This window comes from Labilibacter marinus (genome assembly GCF_001659685.2).
Classification (GTDB): domain Bacteria; phylum Bacteroidota; class Bacteroidia; order Bacteroidales; family Marinilabiliaceae; genus Saccharicrinis; species Saccharicrinis marinus.
Window position 1 is genome coordinate 23730 of record NZ_LXYE02000010.1, and the last position, 23527, is coordinate 47256.

Below are 23527 nucleotides of genomic sequence, written 5' to 3' on the forward strand. Positions count from 1 at the left end.
TAGCTCCTATAAATAGCAGGAGTTAGTATTAGAACCTAGCTTATTATTTATTCGTTTTCTTCTTCAAAATGAATTTCTTTAATCGCATTCTCTACTTCTTCATGTGTTACTTTTCTTCCTTTAATTAAAGATAGAATGCTAACTCTAGAATTGTTGGTAATGGTTAACATCACAGGTAGTAATACCAAGGTTGTTGTGGTAGCCATTAACATACCGTATGCTAAGGATAGCGCAACGGGAATTAAGAACTTAGCTTGCATGCTGGTTTCTAACACCATTGGTGCCATACCTACCACCGTTGTTAAAGTGGTTAATAGGATAGGGCGTAATCTTGATACACCAGCATCAACGAGTGCTTCCTGATATTTCATGCCTTCCTTGAGGTTAATGTTGAGGGCATTAATTAATACCAAACTATCATTAATCATTACACCCATTAGGGCTATAATACCCATGGCCGACATAATACTGAGGCTCATGCCATGAATCCAGTGCCCTACAATAACACCCACTAAAGCCAAAGGAATCATGGCATATACTAGTAGACTTTGCGTTACAGAACGAAGGGTAAGCATAACAATAGCTAACATCAGTATTAAAACAATAGGCATAACTATTTGAGCGGAATTCTTTACTTTATCCGTCTCTCTCTTTTGTCCATCGTAAATAGGTTTTATATTCGGATATTTTAATAACAAATCTTCCAGTACCTCTACTTTTAAATTGGCCATTATATCCGATACGGAAGCAGCAGGGTCGGTTAAGTTAGCTTCTATCTGTACTTCTTTCTCAAATTCAAGGTGACGAACATTAGATATTCCGTTCACGGTTTTTAAGGTGGCTAATTCCGATAGCGGATAGGCTTTACCATTGCCCAAACGTATTTTCATATTTTCGAGCTGACCTATCGAACGACGATTTTCAATATCGTAACGAACCCAAACACGAACTTCATCTTTTCCACGTTGTATTCTTTGTGCTTCGTTACCAAAAAATGCGTAACGAACTTGCGTAATAACATCGCGGTATGTAATGCCTAATAAATACGCTTTCTCTTTTAATTCTATCTCAATCTCTCTGTTTCCAACAGGAGCAACATCAGATACTTCAGCAAACTCAGGTCTGTTCTTTAATATTTGTTTTAGCTCTTCTTTTACCTCTTGAAGTTCCTTATTATCGTTACCAACTAAGCTTAAAACAAAAGCCTTACCAAACGGAGAGAAGCCTTCAATTAATAAAGATTCTGCTCCAGGAATTACACCCACTTTTTCTCTAATCATAGAGGTGACTGTTCCGGTAAGCGAGTTTCTCGTTTCAGAATCTTTCATCTGAACCTGTATCATTGCCGAATGCCCAGAACCCTTAAATTGTTGATATACTTTATCAATAATGTCTACATCCTCAATGCCTTCTTCCTTTAATTCATCGTTTACTTCCCAAATAGCATTGTAAATAACATCAAGCGATTCTTGGGTAATTTCATCTTCAGTACCTGAAGGCATTACCAAACTAATGGTGAAATTGTCTCCTTCTACCTGAGGGAAAAAAGTTGTTCCAACGAATCCTGCTTTTACTAATCCTATGGAAAGAATAAATACAGCCGTAAATCCTGCCAATGTTATGGTACGATTATTTATAGACCATTTTATAAATGGACGATAATACCTATCGGCAAAAACAATAACCCATCGTTCGGCCCAGCCCATATATTTTTTCCATGCCGAGCCATTGTTTTTGGTTAATGCTTTAGAGTGTGCCAGGTGAGATGGTAAAATAATTAATCCTTCTATTAGAGAAACGAATAATATGAAGATGACAATAACAGCTACTTCACTAAAAAAGTCTCCCATTCTTCCATCTAAAAATATAAAGGACGAGAAGGCTAACATGGTAGTAATTACTCCTGAAACAACTGCAGGCGTAACCTCCATGGTTCCGTCAATGGCCGCTTTAATAGGTTTTTTACCCATGTTCCAATGGCGGTATACATTTTCAGCTACCACAATGGCATCATCCACTAATATACCCAACACTAATATTAAACCAAAAAGGGATAACATATTAATGGTAACATTAGTTAGTGGTAGTAATATAAACATCCCTAAAATAGAGATGGGGATACCAACAGCTACCCAAAATGCCAATCGTGGATTTAGAAACAACGACAAGAACAACAACACCAATAAAATACCCATCCAACCATTTTTAAACAGTAAATCGATACGTTGATTTAAGGTAACACTCATGTCGTTGTTTACCGTTGCCACAAATAATTCTTGCGCGCTATTAAACTCCTCAAGGTATTTCTTAATGTCATCTGTGGAGCTTAATATATCTTCGTTAAAGGTATTTTCAATGGTGAAAACAACGGCTTGTTTGTTATTGAATAGTACTTGCGAAGGTTTGTCTTCCCACATATCTTTAATCTGGGCCACATCTTTTAAGCGAATAACACCGCTGTTGGTTGTGCGAATAACAATATCTTCGATGCCTTCGCTTTGGTAAGCTCTATTTCTAACCCTAATGTAAAATTCTTCTTCACCATCTTTTACACTTCCTCCCGTCATAATCAGGTTGGTAGAAGATACTGCTTGAGCTATTTCATTAAAAGTAATTTGATAGGACTCCAGTTTCTTTTCGTTTAGTAAAATCGCAATCTCTTCATCGGGATATCCACCCAATGTAATTTTAGAAACACTGGGCATCTTTAATAGATCGCGTTCAATCAGACGAGCTGCAGTTTTAAGCTGTTTTAAAGAAGCTTTTTTATCACCTTTGGCAGTAATTACAAAGGTCATTGCCCTATTTACATCATCGTGCTTGTAAGTTACAATAGATTCTATGGCCACAGGAAACGACGATATTCTGTCTACCTCATTTTTTACTTTAATCAAGGCTTCATCCATATCAGTGCCCTTCAGCATTTCAATGGTCACTGTTCCGCTATTTTCTCTCGAAACGGAGGTCACGCGTTCCATGTTTTCAAGACCTTTAATATTCTCTTCTATTTTTAAGATAGCGCCCTCTTCAACCTCCTCAGGCGAGGCTCCTGGGTGAACGATATCTACATAAATAAATCGTTGAGCAACATTCGGAAAGAAGTTTCTTTGCATTCCGATCAATGCAACAGCTCCAAATATTATTATCATTCCCATGATCAGATTTACTGCCAATGGAAACTTTATAAAGTATGTAATTAATTTTTTCATTGCTAAAGTATGTATCAAATGTCAATGATCAGTATTAATTGCTAATAGAAACTGGCATGCCATCGTAGGCATTTTTTACCACTGTTGACAATACTGCTGCATCATTGTCTAAACCTTCAATAATGGCAATATCTCCCTGTCTCATTAGTACTTTAACTGTACGATGTATTAATTTTCCATCTTCAACAATAAACACTTGGTTGTTGTCGTCAATCATTTTTCGAGGTATACTCATTGCATTTTCAAAAGGAGCAAGACCAATGTGAGCAGTTAAGTACATTCCTTCTTTTAACTCCTGACCAGAAGTACGAATAAATACTTTTACACTTTGGGATAACTCATCAATATCACCTCCAATGCGAATCACTTTCCCATTCCATTCACCGCTCATTTCAGATGAGCTAAGCTTCGTTTCGGTACCTATTTTTATTTCTTTCATAGCAGCCAAAGGGAGCGTTACCTCTAAATCGTATAGCGAAGGGTTAATGAATGCACCCAGTTCAGTTCCTGAACGCACAGCCATTCCTGCTTCTGCTTGAGATGCGGTAACGATACCATTGAATGGAGCTCTGATAGTATATTTATAAAAACGTTCTTCCGAAGATTGAATGGTAAAATAATTGGCATAAACACCTTTGCCACTTAAGTAAAATTTTTCCTGGTCATCATTGGCCTTAGGCATGGCAGGAAGTTTTTTATTGATATCTAATTCAAGTACATATGCACGCCAGCTTTTGTATGCAATAGGGTAATCTGCCTTTAAATCGGGTAATATTGAAGTGATAAGTGTAATGAAATTACTTTTTTGCGAAAGTAAAGTCATTCGGTATTCTTCAGCATCAATGGCCAACATGATATCGCCTTTGCTGTATTTTTTACCTTCTCTAAATGTTTTAGCTGATTCGAGTAGTTGACCTTCTACCTGCGCAAAAATAACAAGTCGTTCTGCTGCAGTAATCTTACCTGTTGAAGTTACATTGTATGCTACATTGCCCACTTTGGGTTGAATAACTTTAACCAATGCGGCTTTTGTTTCTGTGTTTGGTTGCTTTTTTTTGTTTTTGGCCGGTAAAGCTTTAACAATCAATAATGCCATAACTACAATTAATACAGCAGTTCCGATGGCAATTAATCTCTTTTTCATCGTGATTATATTTAAGTTTTAATTTTTGCTCAAGTTTCATTAACGACAATAAAGGTGAATATTTCAAGGTCAAAATGAAAAATGAAAGGAGTGAACTAGGTAATAGTGTTATTGAATTGGATTTTTAGGAGATAAAGTTTTAAATGAAATTAAGATAGTGTAATGTTTGAAGAACTTAGCTGGCAATCTGGAAGACATAGCTATTTATTCGTTACTTTATGAATTGGAGTTTATCTTGAATGGCTTATATAGGTGTTTATATTTCAAATAGAGTAATCATTCCATTCTATCAGAATCCAGTTTCCATTTCTTTTCTCAAAAACAAAGTCTATACTAATTCCATTATCTATTCCTCTGATTAAAATCTTTGCCTTATCTACTCCAAGTTCAATTGATTGTTGATGAGAATTCGTATTTCTGTTTTTAGTTTCTGAATTGTTACCCAATTGTAGAAATTTCCAATCTTCCTTTTTAATTAGGTCTATAAATTCATCTTCTTCCATATCGATTGAAGTGAACTTGAGAGGAAATAATATATGATTTAATTGGAATGTAGAGTCAGAGCTAAACAACTCTAGAAAGTTATTAAAACTCATACATGTTGAGTCTTGTATTGGTGTTAATGGAGATCTATTGAACTTTTTATCATGCTGTGAGAATGAATTTCTAAAACCATTTAGAGTGAAAAAAAGAATTACTCCAAGTATTAAAATATGTGCTTTCATATCTATTGTTTATATGAGTTATCTACCTCACTTTCCAGATTTTACCCTCTTGGTTAATTAAGTAGTTAGTGTTGGGGCCTTCTCCTTTAATGCTAGCTTTAAACGTATCATTTTTTACATCAATATTAACTTTGTAACTGAACTCCGAAGACTCCAGACCTACACCTTCAAGTCCTGCTAATTTGCGAGCGTAGCGTTTATGCTTTTTAAGGTGCATTTGCTGGGCATAATATACATTTCTAAGTTCCCATTTAATTCGCCTTTGACTTTGTAATAGGTTTATTTGTTCGGCAGTCTGCCCATTCGCATTAAAGTTCCATTCGCCCCACAATTCAGGATTATGGATACTGTTTTCGTTTAAAAAGCTCCATACCCATTTTTCACTTTCGTATTTTTTACCTGTTTCTGGGTTCAGCATTTTCTTATATACGCCCGAAACTACTGTAGTAGGCCAATGCAAACGTCTTACATTGGTATTCCATTGCGTATTGGGCTTTAAAAAAGTATGACCCTCAATCTGTAAATTCAGGGGTATGGCGCATTCCACCGCCCAATAATTATCCAGGTCTTTGGGGTTATTCAAGGTGCCTTCCACATGCACAGCACATCTGGCAAGGGAATTATCTAACAATGGGAAGCGTAATAAAGGTTTTTCATTCGTAGATGTTCTGTACTCTCCGCAAAGGTTGCCTAGGGCATTCATCTTTAATACTACATAGTCTAACTCAGTATTGTCATCATCAATAAATAGCTCAAGAAAGTTATCATCAAAAAAGTAAGACTGACATATATCGTTAACGCTCCAAATATGTTGGTCGTAAATAATGGCTGCAAAGTATAAGGTATCGTTGTTAATACCCAGTTTGTATTTGCTGGAAAATTGCGGTTCTGTATTCCCATTTTTAAACTCAGAAACCAGCTGCTCGCTCCAATCAATATTTTGCCATTCATTATCATTAATAATTCCATCTATGTTGGGGATGGTATTCATAGTATTCACATTATAAATTTTCGGAATACAATAATCGGGACAATTGGGCAGCCCAAATTGGTTTCTTTTATGGTCGGTTTCAGGAGCGTCGTTGCATCCTGCCAGAACCGCCAATACAAGAAATATGAGTAAATGATATGTTGCTTTTTTATACATTAAAGTACGTGAGTGGTAGATACAATTTACATGTATTCTTTGTTCCATGCAAATTATCTAGGGGTGCTTATTAAAATAAAAAATAATTGTTGGCTGAATCTGTTCATTCGCCAAAATAGTTTTAGAAACTAATTATTAAATTCCTAAAATTTGAATGGCTAAGCCAGATAAAAAAATCATGCTACCTGCAATTACATGGGTATACAAGCCTATTTTTTTTACAGGTATAAATGAAAAGCCAAATGTACCAATAGTCACTGAAATCATCATGGCCAATAGCGTTGAAACTCCAAAAGCAAGGGTAACCATTAGCATGCCCGAGGTACTTGTTTGAGCTGCAGGATACATTAATAAAGGAATGAGTACTTCGCAAGGGCCAAGCACAAAAATGATAAATAGTACCCAAGGTGTTATCTTTTTACCTTCTGCCTGTGCATGAACATGTGAATGATCGCTTTGGTGATTATGTTCGTGACTATGCACAACTCCACAACTGTGCAGGTGAGCATGGGTGTGTTTCTTGTTTTTATATACTTTCCTTAATCCCCAAATGCTATACATTAATCCAAATGCGATTAAAGCCCAAGCGGCTAAGTTACCTCTTGTGGCTTCAATCAAATTTAGTTTTTCAAGTCCAACGCCAAAAAATACGCCAATTAACCCCAATACAACTGAGCTTAAAACATGCCCCAAACCACATATAAATGTCAAGGACAAAATTTTAGTAATATTCCAGTTGCGGGCTTTGCCTATCATAATAAAGGGCAGGTAATGATCAGGCCCTAAAATGGTATGTATAAAGCCTGCTGATATGGCTGTGGTTATAAGAACTTGTATGTCTAATGTCATTCCTATTTTTTTTAGATGTCAATCTCTACAATTGTGATGCCACTTCCACCATACTGGATGTGCTCATCTCTAAAACTTTTAATGTGAGGCATGGTGTTCAGCATTTCGCGAAGCATCTGCCTAAGTATACCGTTACCTTTACCGTGAAGTATCTTTATGCTACCCACTTCGCACATGACTGCATCATCAATATGGTTGGTAACAATTTGAATAGCTTCGTCGGCACGTTGCCCTCTTACATCAATGTCTGCCTTAAAGGTAAGCTTTCTTTGTCTAACTGTCTCTGCTAAATTAGCACCTAAACTAGGCTGGTTTAACGAGCGCATAGCCTGTTTTACCTGATTATTACTAATTTTTTCTAATCTAGATACCTTAACATTGGTGACCAAATGACCAAAAGCTACTTGCGCATTTTTACCATTTATCTGCATCACCTCACCAGGCAAAGACTGTCCTTCTAGCTTTACTTTATCGCCTTTACGAATAATGCCATCATCAACAACTTTGGTTTTCTTAACCTGTTTTTTAACTGGAGCATTAGCCTTTACATTATCGTTGGATTCCGAAAACTCTTCTTGTTCTTGCTTTTCGCCTTTTCTTTTTTTCCTGTTTTTTATGCGCTCAATTTCTCGCTCAATTTTATGCTTTTGCTTATCGTCTTGATTTTCTAACTTTTCTTTAAAGTTGCTTAAGGATGCACGGGCTTTTTTAGTTCTTTCCTTTTCTGCCTGACTTTCCTTAATTTCTCTAATGGTTCTTTCAATGCGCTTGTTCGCATTAGCCATCAACTCTTCAGCTTCCTTTTGCGCTTTCTCAACAATCTTATTGCGCTCTTTTTTGCTGCTCTCTAATTGAGACAAATATTTTTCATAAACATCTTCTAACTGTTTGTCTTTACGACGAATATTATCTCGCTTATTCTCCCAATACCTTTTATCACGAGCAATCTCACGAAGGTGTTTGTCGAAATTAATATGATCTTCACCAATTTCTGCTTTGGCACTATCTAACAAACCTTCGGGTAATCCAATTTTGCGAGCAATTTCAAAAGCAAATGAACTTCCTGGCTGTCCGATTAATAGCTTAAAGAGTGGTTTGATTTGATGCGTATCAAACTGCATAGCACCGTTTTCAATGCCCTCTACACCTGATGCATAATGCTTCAGATTGGTATAATGCGTAGTGATAACTCCATTTAATTTCATGGCATTAAACTCCTTTAATACCGATTCGGCTATGGCACCACCCAAAGCAGGTTCGGTACCTGTACCGAATTCATCAATCAATATTAAAGTTTCAGGCGTACCATTCTTTAAAAAGTACTTCATGTTTAGCAAATGCGAACTATAGGTACTTAAGTCATTTTCGATGGATTGCTGATCGCCAATATCAATAAAAATGTGGTTGTAAATACCCATGGTACTGCGTTCGTCCATAGGAACCAGCAAACCACACTGAAACATATATTGAACCAAACCAACGGTTTGTAAACAAACCGATTTACCTCCCGCATTGGGGCCAGATATTAATACAATTCGCTGTTCTTTATTCAGTTGAATATTTAAGGGCACCACTGCTTTACCTTCTGCTGCATGCTGCAAGTAGAGTAGGGGGTGGGTTGCGTCTTCCCAGTTTACCTCAGGATGAGTAACCATATCGGGCAAGCATGCATTTATCTGCAAAGCAAATTTAGCTTTGGCTCTGATAAAATCCATAATGCCTAAAAACTCATAAGAGAAAACTAGATCGTCTAAATAAGGTCTGATACCATCTGAAAAAGCAACTAGTATTCTATTGATTTCTCGTTTCTCAGCATATTCTAATTCACGAATCTCGTTGTTGATTTCAACAATTTCGGTAGGCTCAATAAATGATGTTTTACCCGTAGCTGATTCATCATGAATAATACCGTTTAATTTACGTTTGTTACCTGCAGGTACAGGAATTACTGCACGTCCATCGCGAATAGCTACGTTGGTTTCGGCTTCCACTAAACCTTCTTTACGAGCATGGTTTAATATGCTAGCCATCTTTCGAGAAACGCTACCCTGCTTTTTCACCATGTCGGTTCTGATGCGAGCTAACTCTGGCGAGGCACTATCTTTAATCTTTCCAAACTTATTAAGTATGGCATCAATGCGATCGAAAATATATGGATAGACCATCACTTTGGAGGCAATCTCTCTTAGATGAGGATATACGTTCTGCTCCTCTTTATTCTTAAAAAAGCGAACGATATCTTTTACCGATAACAATGAACGGCGCAAGTCAAACATTTCCCTTTCTTCCAAGTAGAGGCCTTCCACTCTAATTCTGTTTAAAGGACCTCTTACATCTATATAATAACTGGTAGGAAATGAAGATTCCTCCACGCAAATTCGCTTAAATTCATTGGTTTGATTCACCCAACGACGAATCACATCGTGTAAAGTCACAAATCGCATGCCGTCTACACGTTCCTTTCCCATAGAGCTTAAACACTGCTCTTTAATTAATTCTCGAACCCGATTAAATCGGATTTTCTCTTCAAAAAACTCTGGATATATCAATTGTAATTTCTTTAAAAGTAATGTATATGCCCATTGACTTTACAAGGGGCAAAAATAATAAAATAAATGGCGCTGTGACGGATTATTAACGCTTCAATAAAAGATTAACTTGTCTTTGTGAGAAAACACCAAATGCTTTGTTAATTCCTTCAAAAATTCTCCTTAAAACAAGTTAACCTTTATTTTTCCAAGTACTTGATTCGACAAGCCTTAGTTCAAGGCTTGTCCTTTTTGAAAGTCAAGGAGTTTACTTTTGTAAATGACTGTTTTCAAAAAGGACGTAACGAAGAAACTAGACTTTTGGGACAAGTACTATTTAAGGAATTTAACCTTTCCGCTTCTTTACCTCTTTAATCATCTTAGCAAGGTTTTTTCCTTTCCGTCGTTTCTGAACTTCACTATCTTCGTAATGCTCTTTTTCGCGCCTTAGTTTTAAATAGTTTTGATAACTATCTTCGTTTAGTTCACCATCTTCGAGTGCTTGTAAAACAGCACAGCCTTTTTCATGCATATGTGTACAATCCGAAAATCTACAGTCGTATGATAATTCAGCGATGCTTTTAAAACTAGTATTTAAACCATGTGCAGAGTCTGCCAAACCTACTTCTCTCATGCCTGGATTATCGATAACTATTCCTCCATCTTTTAACACAACCAACTGACGGTGCGAAGTGGTATGTTTACCTCTATCTATACTTTCGCTTATTTCGCCAACCTCCATCAATTCATCCTGATGTAAGGTGTTAATAATGGTTGATTTCCCTACGCCAGATGACCCTAAAAAGCAATAGGTTTTACCTTTGGTAATAGATTCCCGGATGGAATTTAAACCTGAGTGATGCGCACAGCTTATTGTGTGTAAATCTACTTCAGGTATCCTTTCTTTAATCTGATGAATTAAGGAAGAAAGTTCTTCATTGGTAATTAAATCAGTTTTATTTAAAACTAAAATAGGTTCAATATTGTCCTCTCGACAAATCGTAATATAACGTTCAAACCGATTGATGCTAAAGTCCCGATTAACAGCTTCTACAATAAATGCATAATCAATGTTGGTTGCAATTATTTGTAGTTCACCTTCCTTACCAATGGCTCGTCTTTTTAACAGGTTTTGCCTTGGTATTACTTGGTGGATAAGTGCTTTTTTATCATCGAATGACGAAATGTAAACCCAATCGCCCACAGCAGGAAAATCTAATCTGCTACTGGCTGAGTATCTGAGATTGCCCAGAATTTCTCCTTCTAGTTCTCGCTGTCCATTATTTACGATATATCGTTCTCGGTGTTCAGCTACTATTCGGCCAATTTGCCAATCTGTTTTGTTTAATGATTTTTCTATTTCAGTATTAAATCCTAAACTATATAATGTTGTATGTAAATGCGTATTCATTATTAAAAACAATAAGAGTACCCTTGAAATATTCAATGGTATAAATTAAAAAAAAATAAGATTTTAATAAATAGACAGGTGCCACAAAGCATTAAGCAATGCTTTGAAAACAAATACAAGGAAGACACCTGTCGGTTACACCGAATACAAGTGCTCTATTGAAATAGTATGAATAGTAGTTATTGTCATGAACCACAAATGTAGTTTAATTTTAAATAAGCTCAAAATTCTTATTTCTTCTAGTATAAATATGTAATATGAAGTCTATTTTCATTAAATTGAAAGCAAATTATCAAAGCAACATATGTTTACACCAGATCCCCAGAAAATACTTATTGTAGATGATAGCATGTCTAATATCATGATGCTAAAAGAATCGCTGAGTGATTTTAATTGTATTGCGGCTACTTCTGGCAATCAGGCACTTTTATTGGCCAAGCAAGATAAAAAACCTGACCTCATATTGCTGGATATTGTTATGAAAGGAATGGATGGGTATGAGGTGTGTATGGAATTAAAAAAAGATCCATTAACATTAGATATTCCAGTTATCTTTTTAAGCTCGCAGGATGATGCGGATAGTTTGGTGAAGGGGTTTAATGTTGGTGCGGTTGATTTTATAGGTAAGCCTTTTCATGAAGATGAATTAACCGTTAGAGTAAACAATCAACTTAAGTTTAAAAAGTCGTTGGATAATAATGCTCTATACCTTAAATCGATAGAGGATATTTACGATACGATTACAGATAGTATGTATTACGCGCAAAAAATTCAACAAGCTACTCTGCCACATAAAGATTATATGGATAGAGTTTTAGATGAGTATTTTGTGTTTTATAAACCGAGAGATATTGTAAGCGGGGATTTTTACTTGGTACACGAAATTGATAATAAGGTATTATTGGTTGCAGCTGATTGTACAGGTCATGGTGTGCCTGGAGCTTTAATGAGCATGATGAGCATGGCATTAATTAATGAAATGATTAACATCGAAAATAAATATACTCCTAATGAAATATTAAATCAGTTACGCTATATCATTATTGATACTTTTAATGCGGAAGGAAAGGATGAAATTACAGATGGATTAGATGCTTCCATTATTGTTATTGATAAAGCACAAAATGAGGCTGTGTTTTCAGGTGCAAATTCACCACTGTATTTAGTTCGGGACGGAGAACTGATAGAGTATAAGGGAGACCGAATGCCAGTAGGTATATATCCAACGCAAACCCCTTTTACTAAGCATAAAATTGAGTTGAAAGAGAATGATTGTATTTATCTTTCTTCGGATGGATATGCCGATCAGTTTGGAGGAGAATCAAATAGGAAAATGATGTTAAAGCCTTTTAAAGAAGTACTCGCTTCGGGTAGTTATTTACATATGAAAGAACAGGAAGAACGTATTAATAAGCATTTTTCGGATTGGAAAGGGTATAACGAGCAAGTGGATGATGTGCTGGTAATGGGCTATAGATATAAAGGGTAAGCGTACATTAAATCTTATAACGTCTAGTGAATGTCTGTTTATAGGAATCGATTTTTGACTCTTAACGTTACTAACTTTAAGAACTTAGTTTAGACTTAAATAAAAAGGGCGAATCTTTAAGATCCGCCCCATGAGTTGTAAATTATAATCTGTGTTAACCGTTCTTTTTTATATTTGCCTGAGCTGCTGCAACTCGTGCAATAGGCACTCTGAAAGGAGAACAAGAAACATAGTTCATTCCTACTGAATCACAAAATTCAACAGAACTAGGTTCTCCACCATGCTCACCACAAATACCTACCTTTAGGTCAGGTTTTGTAGAGCGACCTCTTTGAGTTCCCATTTCTACCAACTGTCCAACCCCTGTTTGATCTAATACTTGGAAAGGATCATGCTTCAGGATACCTTTTTCAAGATAAATAGGTAAAAACTTGTTGGCATCATCGCGAGAATAACCAAAAGCCATTTGTGTAAGGTCATTAGTTCCAAACGAGAAAAACTCAGCTACCTCTGCTACTTTATCTGCAGTTAATGCGGCACGAGGAATTTCAATCATCGTACCAACCATGTATTCCACTTTGTCGCCTCTTTCTGCAAAAATAATTTCTGCTGTTTGATGTATAATATCCGATTGCATTTTTAGCTCCTCAACTGTTCCAATTAATGGAACCATAATTTCAGGAACTGTGGTAATACCTTTCGCTTTTAAATTTAATGCAGCTTCAATAATAGCGCGTGCTTGCATTTCGGTGATTTCGGGATAGGTATTACCTAAACGACAACCACGGTGACCAAGCATTGGATTGAATTCGGATAAATCAGAAACCTTAGTTTTTACTTCGGCAAGACTGATACCCATTTCTTTAGCCATTTCTTGCTGAGCAGCTTCGGTATGCGGAACGAACTCATGTAATGGTGGATCTAACAAACGGATGGTAACAGCATAGCCTTTCATAGCTTCTAAAATACCTTCAAAATCTTCGCGTTGGAACGGAAGTAATTTGTCTAAAGCAGCTCTTCTTCCTTTTTCATCAGAAGAAAGAATCATCTCTCGTACCGTTTTAATTCTTTCTCCTTCAAAGAACATATGTTCTGTCCTACAGAGTCCAATGCCTTCAGCTCCAAATTCTCTGGCTGTTTTAGCATCTTTAGGCGTATCGGCATTTGTACGCACATTCATTCGAGTGTATTTAGCCGAGAAGTCCATAATTGAAGCAAAGTCTCCATCTAAATCTGGTTGACGTGTTTTTACCCTACCATCATATACTTTACCTGTAGATCCGTTTAACGAAATCCAATCTCCTTCTTTATAGATGTTACCACCAATTCTTAAAACACGCTCTTTGTAATCTATTTTTAAAGCACCTGCACCCGATACACAGCATTTACCCATACCACGAGCAACTACCGCAGCATGAGAGGTCATACCTCCACGTGCCGTTAATATACCTTTGGCCACTAACATCCCTTCTAAATCTTCTGGCGAAGTTTCAATTCTAACCAATATAGTATCTGGGTATTTGTTGGCTTCATCCGCAAAGAAAATAATTTGACCAGAAGCTGCACCTGGTGAAGCAGGAAGTCCTTTAGCCAATTCATTGGCCGAACCAATGGCATCCATATCAAATACAGGATGTAATAATTCATCCAATTTATTAGGCTCAACACGCATTAAAGCCAACTTATCATCAATTACCTTTTCTCGGTATAAATCCATGGCTATCTTAACCATGGCAGCACCTGTGCGCTTACCGTTACGTGTTTGTAATAACCATAGTTTACCATCCTGAACAGTAAACTCAAGGTCTTGCATGTCTTTATAGTGTTTCTCTAATTTGTCTTGTACAGCGTTTAGTTCCCCATATACAACTGGCATGGCTTCCTCTAACGAAGGATACATCATAGCTCTATCTTCCTCCAAAACGCCCTGCAGTTCTGCCCATCTTAAAGAACCTTCTTTGGTAATTTGCTGAGGGGTACGAATACCCGCTACCACATCTTCTCCCTGTGCATTAATTAAATATTCGCCATTAAACACATTTTCGCCTGTGCCAGCATCACGTGTAAAGGCAACTCCAGTAGCTGAATTGTCGCCCATATTACCATAGACCATGGCTTGTACGTTTACGGCAGTTCCCCATTCGTCAGGAATGCTTTCCATGCGACGATATAGTATAGCTCTATCATTATTCCAACTATCAAATACGGCCATTATCGCACCCCATAACTGTTCCCATGCACTTTCTGGGAAACCATGACCTGTTTGCTCTTTAACAGCTGCCTTAAATAGTTTAACTAGTTCTTTTAAATCTTCAACTTCTAAATCCGTATCTAAATCTACCCCCCTCTGTTCTTTCACTTCTTCCATTATACGCTCAAAAGGATCTATCTCCTCTTTTGATTCAGGCTTCATACCTAATACAACATCGCCGTACATTTGTACAAAACGACGGTAAGAATCCCATGCAAAACGTTCGTTACCCGATTTAATAGCAATTCCCGCTACCGAATCATCATTCAATCCTAAATTAAGCACTGTATCCATCATTCCAGGCATTGAAGCTCTAGCTCCCGAACGCACCGAAACCAACAATGGATTAGTTTTATCACCAAAAGAAGTCTCCGTTAAAGCCTCAATGTTTTTAATTGCAGCTTCAACATCGGATTTTAAAAGATCAACAACGGCATCTTTACCTATATCGTTGTATTCAATACAAACATCAGTAGTTATAGTGAACCCTGGAGGCACAGGCACACCAATTAGATTCATTTCGGCTAAATTCGCTCCTTTACCTCCAAGGAGATTCTTCATGTCAGCCTTTCCTTCTGCTTGTCCGTTTCCGAAGGTATAAACTCTTTTTACAGCCATAATTAAGGAATTTTATAAGTTAGAAAATGTGAATTTTGGGATAATTCATTAACTGTGCTATTAAAGTAAGCGATTTTTTTTGAGAATTAAAATATTTTGATAATTGAGTATTTTGAAACTGATATAATAAAACAGCTACTTTTCTTGTGTAGTAGGTGGTATAAGAGAAATATGATTTTTACTAGTTTTTTAGATTTACATAATGTGTAAAGTGATGACATTTATGATAAAGATATGTTTAGGCCAATAAAAAAGGTCAACCAAATAAATGATTGACCTTTTAAAGTATTACTCAATTTTAAAATACTACACCGAATATTGTTTTATTATTTCTTTTGATTTCATCAGATAGTCAACGTACTGTGCTCTCTTGTATGCGAAAGGCTCTTTCAAATTATTTTTAGATAATTTTCCTTTAAACTCTGATAGATTATTGTAGCCTTTGTTTTTCATCCAAACAGCTAAATCTTCGAGCATGGTAGTAATTTGTACTAATCCATTTTTATAGATAGTACTAACAATTTGTGCAGCATCGGCACCAGCTAACAACACAGAAATAAGATCTTCTGTATCATGAATACCATTATTGGCACATAAGGATCCTTTCACAGTTCCAGACACAAGACCTGTATATCTCAATGCAATTCTATTATCATTTTTACTACTTAAGTTATAAGGCATTTTTAGCTCCTCATTTTCCGTATCAATATCTGGTTGGAAAAGACGATTAAATAAAATAAATGCATCTGCACCTACTGCATCAAACTCACGAATAACGTTAAGTGTATTTGAATAATATGGACTTAGTTTTACACTTACAGGAATGCTTAAAGCGGTTTTTACTTTATTCAAAGCTTCTACCTGTTCATGTTCTATTTCGGCCGAGCTTTTTTGCTCTTCAGAAATGGTATGATAGAAGTTTAATTCGATACCAGCAACGCCTGTTTCTTCAAGATATTTAGCATATTCTACCCAACTTACATCGTATAGGCAATTTAAACTTGCAAATACAGGAATGGAAACAGCATCAACAACCTTTTTCAGGGCAATTAAGTGTGCTTTAGGTCCACTATGTTCCACTTGGGGAAATAAGGAAGTCATTTCGGCATTTCGCTCGTCGAATTCATGCAAATCTTCATCTAATTCAGCTGCTTCTAAATGAATCTGTTCTTCAAAAAGCGATTTGAAAACGATGGCTGCAGCACCGGCTTCTTCGAGCTTTTGCGCCATATTTACATTGGTTACTAAATTGCATGCTCCAACTATAATGGGATTTTTTAATTCAATCCCCATGTAGGTTGTTTTTAAATCCATGGTAAGTTATTATTAAGGGGTTATATCATGAATTTATAACATCTTAGCTATTAAAATGTTTATGGCAAAATATAATTATGGCAAAATATAGACTTTAATTTTGTGATGGGATTTTAATCTTTTGTACAAAAAACAAGGATACTAAGGCAATCAGGGCACCAGCAAAAAAAGGTATTCTGGAATCAATCATCCAAAGGGCTCCGCCAACTACAGGAATGATAACGGCAGAAATATGGTTGATGGTAAAACCTACGGCCATGGATGGTGCTATATCTTCTTTATTACCAATTTTATGAAAGTATGTATTAACTGCCATGGCTGCGCCAAAAAAGATATGGTCAAGCACATACAACACTGCCACCAGAGTTTTGTCCTTTACTAAAGCATAGGCGATAAAAATTCCAATTAATGAGATATACTCAATGGATAGGACCCACTTTTCTCCATATTTATTAATAGCCTTAGCGATTAAAGGAGCTACAAAGTATGTTATTACATTATTAATGATAAAAAGAATAGCTATAGTTTCAACTTTATATTCGAACTTTTCAACTAGCATAAAAACGGCAAAAGCGACAAAAATCTGCCTACGAGCTCCACTTAAAAAGTTTAAGGTATAAAATAGCCAATACTTCTTTTTAAGCACCATGCGCTTGCTTTGTGCTGGTATCGATTTATCAACGGGATTTCGGGTTAGCGCGTATAGTCCGCTTAATATGATTAATAATCCGAATAGTAAAAATATATCCGACAGATTAAAGTACTTGGTTAAAACCCAAATTAATCCACCTACTATAATATTGGTTATTGCACCAAAACTCTTTATGCGGCCTAGAACTATTGGAACCTGTTTTTTTGTAAAGTACTGTAGGGTTAGGCTTTTGTTGATGGTCTCGAAATAATGAAACCCTAAAGACATGATAAGGGTAGTAAATATAAGCCCTCCAAATGAAGGAAAGAAACCTGTTAAGCATACGCCAACTCCCATTACCAAAACAGATAATGCTGCAATTTTATGTTCTTTGATGATAAGAATTAAGTACACTACTAAAAGTGCCATGAACCCAGGGATTTCTCTTACGGACTGAATAACTCCAATCTGAAATCCACTGATACCCACTTCGTCAACCGCAAAATTATTAAAGATGGTACGCCATGCTTGTAAACCAGCCACTATTGTTATAGATAACAATAGCAGATAGGTATACATAGGGTTTTTTCTTAATTCTTTATACATGTAATTGATCGTTTGTTGGATTTTGGTTGTTGGTTATTGAAGTTGTTTTGACTTTTTCTTTGCTGCTCTTTTGTTGGCAAGGCTATACAAAATCAGGGAAATGCCGATGATTATCATTCCTACAATAGGAATTAATTCAGGTTGTTCATCAGGAAGTAATATCCAGCTTAATAAAGCTCCAAATATAGGTATGATGAATTTCCAAATGTTTAAATCTGACACTAAAACGTTGGGACGCTGCAATAACATAAACCAGATGGTAAAGGCAGCAGCCGATAAAAAGCTTAGCCAACCTAAGGATAAGAAATAGGGCAAAGGTTGATTAAAACCAGTAAAGGGTTGAGAGTAAAGCGAGATTAAAAATAATACCAAACCTCCAATGCTCATTTGCCAAGCACTTAATACGGTTGAAGGTAATTGTCCTTTTTGTTTGGCAACAAATACATTTCCAATTCCGGATGAAATATTGGCCAATACCAAAATTCCCATACCTATTAATTGTTGGCTACCTTGTTTGTCGTCCCAGCCTTTATTGTAGGCTATTAATACAATTCCTCCAATACCTAAAGAGATGGTGAATAATTTCATGAACGATAGCTTGTCGTTTTTTTGCATGGCCGATGAAACCAATGCAGCAAACAAGGGCTGAGAACCAATTAAGATGGCTGCTATAGCTCCAGGAACCATACTTAATCCAGTATAAAAAAGACTATACAATATGATAGTTTGGAATAGTGAAACACGCAAAATCAACCAAGGGTTTGTTTTGATGGCGTTTACAAATGTTTTTAAGTTTTTAGTTAAAGGGATGATTAATAATCCAGCAATGAAAAACCTTAAGCCCGCAAACTGCAATGGTGTAGTGTATTCCAAACCAATTTTTATGCCGGCAAAGGCAGTTGACCAAAGTAAACAAGCAATAATAGCTAAAGTATATGTATGCGAAAATATTTTTCTCATGATAAAATGTAAATAAGTAATGTGTTCATCTGACCAACAATACATCCTCTGAAAGAAATAATACCCCAAAAAAGGTGTTGTAAGGTTTATATCTGAAGGTTAGAAAATCAAAGCAAGAAGTGTTTTGAAAATTCTTTGCAAAGAAAGCTATTTACTATGATTTGTAAAATAAAAGACCCACAATATCAAAGATAGATTTACTATGATTTCTGAATTTGTTTAAATAAAGTAGGTAAAAACTGTAAGGAATTAGAAAGACTTGCGTCTATATCATCAAATAAGATAAAAGAGTCTATTAATCTTTAAATATAGTTGCGATGAAATTAGAAAGAAAAAGTATCCTAAAAGGAGTTGTTATAAGTGGAATGATTGCTGGGGCAATGCCAGCTATGGCTAATTCAACAGATTTATTTAATTACGATACAATGGGAAGTGGTGCCGAACTAAGAGCTGAACTGTTGGAGCAATATGGTTCTCCTATTGATGTTCAAAACTTAAATAGTGAGGATTTTTTACTGGGAGAGAATAAATGTGGAGAAGGCAAGTGTGGAGAAAAAGCCAAGAAAGAAGGTACTAAGGAAGCTAAGAAATCAGAAACCAAAGAAAAGACTTCGGAGGCCAAATGTGGTGAAGCTAAGTGCGGCGAGAAAGGTAAAAAGGAAGCTACCAAAGAAGCTAAAAAAGAAAGTAAAAGTAAAACTAGCGAAGCCAAGTGTGGAGAAAGTACTTGTGGTGGAGGTAAATAGTTTGTTTAGGGCTACCTAAGGAAGATTTGTGAAGTAGGTTATAGGTAGCCCGTATTCGGTTAAGTTGTGTGTTAGGCTGTTGTTTGAGTATGAGAAAGATGTTGTATTTGTGTAGTTTTTGATTCTTGAGTTGAGCATATCTTTTCAGAATTTGAACAACAGCTCTTTTATTGATTTGTGACTGTTTTATGTATGGGTAAGGTAGGATTAGGTTTTAGGCGCGATATTGCAGATGAGTTTTTAGAGAATGAAAGCTTTACGCCCGATTTTATAGAGTTTGCTCCCGAAAATTGGATGGGCATGGGGGGCTATTGGAAAAAAGTGCTAGACAAAGCGGCTGAACGTTACCCGATTACTTGTCACGGACTTTCCTTATCTATTGGTAGTCCTGAAGCATTGGATTATCATTTTCTAAAGGATTTAAAGCAGTTTTTAAAAGAATACCAAGTAAGTATTTATTCCGAGCATTTATCCTATACAAAGAGTAAAAACGCACATTTGTACGATCTCTTGCCGGTGCCATTTCGCGATGATGCCATTAAGCATATCGTATCGCGTATAAAAGAAGTTCAGGAAATATTAGAACGTAAAATAGCGATTGAAAATGTATCCTATTATGTAACTCCAGGTGCAGAAATGGATGAGGCTACATTTGTTAAAGCCATTGTTGAAGAAGCAGATTGTGAATTATTACTCGATGTTAATAATGTATATGTAAATGCTTTTAATCATGGTTACGATGCTATCGATTTTATCAATAAAATGCCTTTAGATAAAGTTTCATATATACATATGGCTGGGCACGAAAAGGTAAGTGATGATTTAATTATTGATACCCATGGTCAGCCAATCATTGACCCAGTGTATGAGTTGTTTGATTCTACTCTTCGTAAAATGAATCCAGTACCTGTTCTGTTGGAACGCGATTTTAATTTTGAAAATTTTGATGCAATTGTGGAAGAGTTCGGTCAGTTAAAAAGTATAACACATAAAGCTTGGGAGGTAAATCATGTATCTTAACAAAAGCACCATTGATATACAAACACAGTTGGCAAGTTATTGCAGAACAGGCCAGGAACAGGAAATAGAAAAAGTTTCGCAGGAGCGTGTAAAGCATTACAGAAGATTAGTTTTTAGCAATGTAAAAAACACCCTCGAAACAGCCTACCCTATTACGCTTGAATGGCTAAGTGATGATGAATGGTTAAAATTAGTGAATGACTTTTTTGAAATGCATGATGCTCAAAGCCCCAAGATTTGGGAATTACCTAAAGAATTTATGGAGTTTGTAACTCAGAATAAATATGCTGCTACCTTTAATAAACCTGCTTTAAACAACTTGTTATTGGTTGAATGGGTAGAAATAGAAGTGCATACCATGATGGATAAAGAATGGCCTGCAGTAGAAGCTAGAGGTGAAGTGTTGTTGCTTACTCCAGAATATCAGTTATTACATTTAGATTATCCGGTTCATATATTTAATGGCGATGATGCACAAGATAAAAAAGGGGATTGGTTTATTTATATTTTTAGAAATAGAGAAACAGACGGAGTTCAGTTTTTAAATATTTCAGCTCTCCACGTATTTGTATTGGAGAAATTATATGAAACCCCACTTACCTTAGATGATTTGTTACCAATTATTTCTGCTGTTTTTGGACTTAACGATATGAAAACCCTACAAAATCACTTGAAAACCTTTTTCTCTGACTTAAGAAAAAAAGGTGCTTTGTTATCTAAAATAGCCTAATGTTTAGAGAATAAACCTACTCGTTAAATATGCGAATAACATCTTTATAATCTATTTGCTTCTTAAATTTAATGTAATCGATGAGGGCTTGCACAGAAGTTTCTTTTGTGTTTTCTCCGGAGTCCACATGTTCAAAATTATAAGCAGATGCAATATAAGAGTTCATAGCAACCGTATAAGTTTTATCCACATCCAAGCGATTCCCTTGCATATCATTTAAGCCAATATAACCGCTCTGATAATATACTATTTGCATTCCCGATGGTTTTAAATCTCCCATACGACTATTTTTTATCAGTGTAAATAGTTCTTTATGAGTAAGCGTAAATTTTATTACCTCATTACCAAAAGGGTCAATCTTGTATACATCTTTTGCCAATATATCGCCCTCAGGTAATTTATTTCGAATTCCTCCCGAATTTTGAAAAGCAATATCCACATTATATTTCCAAGTGATGGCATCTGTCATTAAGCTACCTAGTTCATCTTTTGAGTTTAATGGATGTGTGGCGGTTCCTAGTTTTTCGTATAAAATAGGGTTGTTGTTATTGTTGTAATCATTTACTACTTCTTGAATATCGTCATCTTTCTCACCATAGTCATTCATATTTTTTAGGTAAGCATTTTTACTAACTACCGCTTTGTTTTTTACTTGAATATGTACAACGCCGATATGCTTTCCGTTAGATCCTGCTTGACATACCAAGGCATTGTTAAATATTTGTGGTTGATGCACTGTGGCATGCGAGTGTCCTCCAATAATTAAATCAATTTCAGGATTATCATTGGCCAGTGTTTCATCCGACCCTATTCCTAAATGAGATAATATGATAAATAAATTATCCTTTTCTTTAAGATGGGTGTATTTTTTAATTTCTGTTTTATAATATGGAAACTCACAGCCTAATACTTTATCAGGATGGGTAGATGGAATATACTTTTCTTCAACTTTAGTTCCTGTTTCAATTAACCCCAGTGTTACTATTTCAAAACCTTCTTTCGACTTTAATACTTTATAGGCCTCTGGTTGATTTAAAATGCCAGATGTGGCATCTATATTTGCGCAAATAAACGGAAATTCTGCTTGAGCAATGCGCTGATTAAGGATGGTTTGACCATAATCGAATTCGTGGTTGCCAATTACTGCCAAGTCCACATTTATCTTATTCATTAGGTCAATCATAGGATAGCCTTTATCCAAATGCATATCTACCATCGGATTGCCGCTAAATACGTCTCCAGCGCAGAGCACAAATACATTTTCGCAAGTATCCTTAACTCCATTTATAAATGCAGCCATTTGCGGAAATGCATCTATGTTACCATGTACATCATTTATATGCAGAATGACAATACTTTCATTAATGTCTTCTTTTTTATCAGCAGGTGTTGGGGCAGGAGATGAGTTATCTTCTTTATTACAAGCGCTAAATACAAATACTACAGCAAGTAATAATAGCGTGTGAAGAGTATTCTTTAATTTAAATATTTGCATGGAATTAGTTTTAGCTTTGATCTTACAAATGTAATACTTTGCGCAAGGATATAAATATGTAGAATGTCAAGAATAGATTAACAAAGTGATGTTATTTAATAATTAATTATAATTTTGCCGTATCTGGTGTTTTATAATGCATTCGCATGATAAAATGAAAAGGGAATGCCGTGTAATTCGGCAACAGTACCCGCTGCTGTAAGTCCTATAAAATGATTTTAAATACTAAGCCACTGTGTTAACGGGAAGGCCTTAAAATCAAGGATAAGTCAGAAGACCTGCCAGTGATTGTAGAATCAATGTTTTCGGGAATAAAAGCAAAGTTACTTCGTTAGAAGCTAATCTTTTATTGGCATTGGTGTTTATTTACTAATTACTTAAACACAAGTGAAATGATTAAAGAATGTCCTAAATGCAGTCAGGCATTTAATTGTAGAAATGATGAGATTTTTGAGTGCCATTGTATTTATGTACCTGTATCGGGTGAGGCTCAAAAGTACCTGGCAGAGAAGTACAAAGATTGTTTATGTAATATTTGTTTGCGTGAAGTAGCAGCTATGTTCTCAAGCAAATTAGTAGCACAAAAAGAATGCTGTTCGCATTAACCGTTTTGAGTAAACAAAAGAGGGTGCCAATCATTGACACCCTCTAGTA

General features: G+C 35.9%; 17 protein-coding genes and 1 riboswitch. Of the genes, 5 read left to right on the forward strand and 12 right to left on the reverse strand.

Annotated elements, in window-relative coordinates:
- Positions 1 to 47: 47 nt before the first annotated feature.
- From A8L32_RS04410 to rsgA, 7 genes are all read right to left on the reverse strand, one after another.
- Complete coding sequence (locus A8L32_RS04410) at positions 48 to 3209, reverse strand: efflux RND transporter permease subunit (protein WP_066627983.1); 3162 nt, start codon at positions 3207 to 3209, stop codon at positions 48 to 50.
- Between the two features lie 34 nt (positions 3210 to 3243).
- Positions 3244 to 4353, reverse strand: a complete 1110-nt coding sequence (locus tag A8L32_RS04415; RefSeq protein WP_066627985.1) for an efflux RND transporter periplasmic adaptor subunit — start codon at positions 4351 to 4353, stop codon at positions 3244 to 3246.
- 263 nt (positions 4354 to 4616) lie between these two features.
- Positions 4617 to 5078 carry a DUF4348 domain-containing protein gene (locus A8L32_RS04420; RefSeq protein ID WP_066627988.1) on the reverse strand — a complete coding sequence of 154 codons (462 nt, stop codon included), beginning with the start codon at positions 5076 to 5078 and terminating at the stop codon, positions 4617 to 4619.
- Between the two features lie 22 nt (positions 5079 to 5100).
- A complete protein-coding gene (locus tag A8L32_RS04425; protein WP_083631182.1) occupies positions 5101 to 6273 on the reverse strand; it encodes a carbohydrate-binding family 9-like protein in 1173 nt (390 codons plus the stop codon).
- A gap of 87 nt (positions 6274 to 6360) precedes the next feature.
- Complete coding sequence (locus tag A8L32_RS04430; protein WP_066627993.1) at positions 6361 to 7074, reverse strand: sulfite exporter TauE/SafE family protein; 714 nt, start codon at positions 7072 to 7074, stop codon at positions 6361 to 6363.
- Positions 7075 to 7085: 11 nt separating this feature from the next.
- Positions 7086 to 9623: an endonuclease MutS2 gene (locus A8L32_RS04435; RefSeq protein ID WP_066627997.1), complete on the reverse strand. Its 2538-nt coding sequence runs from the start codon at positions 9621 to 9623 to the stop codon at positions 7086 to 7088.
- A 325-nt stretch (positions 9624 to 9948) separates the two neighbouring features.
- Positions 9949 to 11013 (reverse strand): ribosome small subunit-dependent GTPase A, encoded by a 1065-nt coding sequence (gene rsgA / locus A8L32_RS04440; RefSeq protein WP_066628006.1) that lies wholly within the window; start codon positions 11011 to 11013, stop codon positions 9949 to 9951.
- 304 nt (positions 11014 to 11317) lie between these two features.
- Here rsgA and A8L32_RS04445 point away from each other — a divergent pair, with 304 nt between their 5' ends.
- The gene (locus A8L32_RS04445) at positions 11318 to 12502 is read left to right on the forward strand and encodes a response regulator (RefSeq protein WP_066628007.1); all 1185 of its coding nucleotides are present in this window, start codon (positions 11318 to 11320) and stop codon (positions 12500 to 12502) included.
- Positions 12503 to 12656: 154 nt separating this feature from the next.
- Here the strand turns inward: A8L32_RS04445 and ppdK are convergent, their stop codons facing one another.
- The 4 genes from ppdK to A8L32_RS04465 all read right to left on the reverse strand — a co-directional run bounded on the left by ppdK (position 12657) and on the right by A8L32_RS04465 (position 18882).
- A complete protein-coding gene (ppdK, locus tag A8L32_RS04450; protein WP_066628009.1) occupies positions 12657 to 15371 on the reverse strand; it encodes a pyruvate, phosphate dikinase in 2715 nt (904 codons plus the stop codon).
- A gap of 306 nt (positions 15372 to 15677) precedes the next feature.
- Positions 15678 to 16685, reverse strand: coding sequence for a dihydroorotate dehydrogenase-like protein (locus A8L32_RS04455; RefSeq protein ID WP_066628011.1), 1008 nt, complete (start codon positions 16683 to 16685; stop codon positions 15678 to 15680).
- Positions 16686 to 16779: 94 nt separating this feature from the next.
- Entirely contained in the window at positions 16780 to 17922 is a 1143-nt protein-coding gene (locus A8L32_RS04460; protein WP_066628014.1) for an MFS transporter, read from the reverse strand.
- Positions 17923 to 17955: 33 nt separating this feature from the next.
- On the reverse strand, positions 17956 to 18882 hold the full coding sequence (locus tag A8L32_RS04465; RefSeq protein WP_066628017.1) for a DMT family transporter: 927 nt from the start codon (positions 18880 to 18882) through the stop codon (positions 17956 to 17958).
- Between the two features lie 317 nt (positions 18883 to 19199).
- Here A8L32_RS04465 and A8L32_RS04470 point away from each other — a divergent pair, with 317 nt between their 5' ends.
- The 3 genes from A8L32_RS04470 to A8L32_RS04480 all read left to right on the forward strand — a co-directional run bounded on the left by A8L32_RS04470 (position 19200) and on the right by A8L32_RS04480 (position 21378).
- Positions 19200 to 19628 carry a hypothetical protein gene (locus A8L32_RS04470; RefSeq protein WP_066628020.1) on the forward strand — a complete coding sequence of 143 codons (429 nt, stop codon included), beginning with the start codon at positions 19200 to 19202 and terminating at the stop codon, positions 19626 to 19628.
- Between the two features lie 192 nt (positions 19629 to 19820).
- Positions 19821 to 20648 (forward strand): HvfB family MNIO-type RiPP peptide maturase, encoded by an 828-nt coding sequence (locus A8L32_RS04475; RefSeq protein ID WP_066628023.1) that lies wholly within the window; start codon positions 19821 to 19823, stop codon positions 20646 to 20648.
- Positions 20638 to 21378 carry an HvfC/BufC N-terminal domain-containing protein gene (locus A8L32_RS04480; RefSeq protein ID WP_066628026.1) on the forward strand — a complete coding sequence of 247 codons (741 nt, stop codon included), beginning with the start codon at positions 20638 to 20640 and terminating at the stop codon, positions 21376 to 21378. Before A8L32_RS04475 ends, A8L32_RS04480 begins: the two co-directional genes overlap by 11 nt.
- A gap of 16 nt (positions 21379 to 21394) precedes the next feature.
- Here the strand turns inward: A8L32_RS04480 and A8L32_RS04485 are convergent, their stop codons facing one another.
- A complete protein-coding gene (locus A8L32_RS04485) occupies positions 21395 to 22873 on the reverse strand; it encodes a bifunctional metallophosphatase/5'-nucleotidase (protein ID WP_066628029.1) in 1479 nt (492 codons plus the stop codon).
- A 107-nt stretch (positions 22874 to 22980) separates the two neighbouring features.
- Positions 22981 to 23173, forward strand: a riboswitch (cobalamin riboswitch).
- A gap of 92 nt (positions 23174 to 23265) precedes the next feature.
- Here A8L32_RS04485 and A8L32_RS04490 point away from each other — a divergent pair.
- A complete protein-coding gene (locus tag A8L32_RS04490; protein ID WP_066628032.1) occupies positions 23266 to 23478 on the forward strand; it encodes a cysteine-rich CWC family protein in 213 nt (70 codons plus the stop codon).
- The last annotated feature ends 49 nt before the right edge of the window (positions 23479 to 23527 follow it).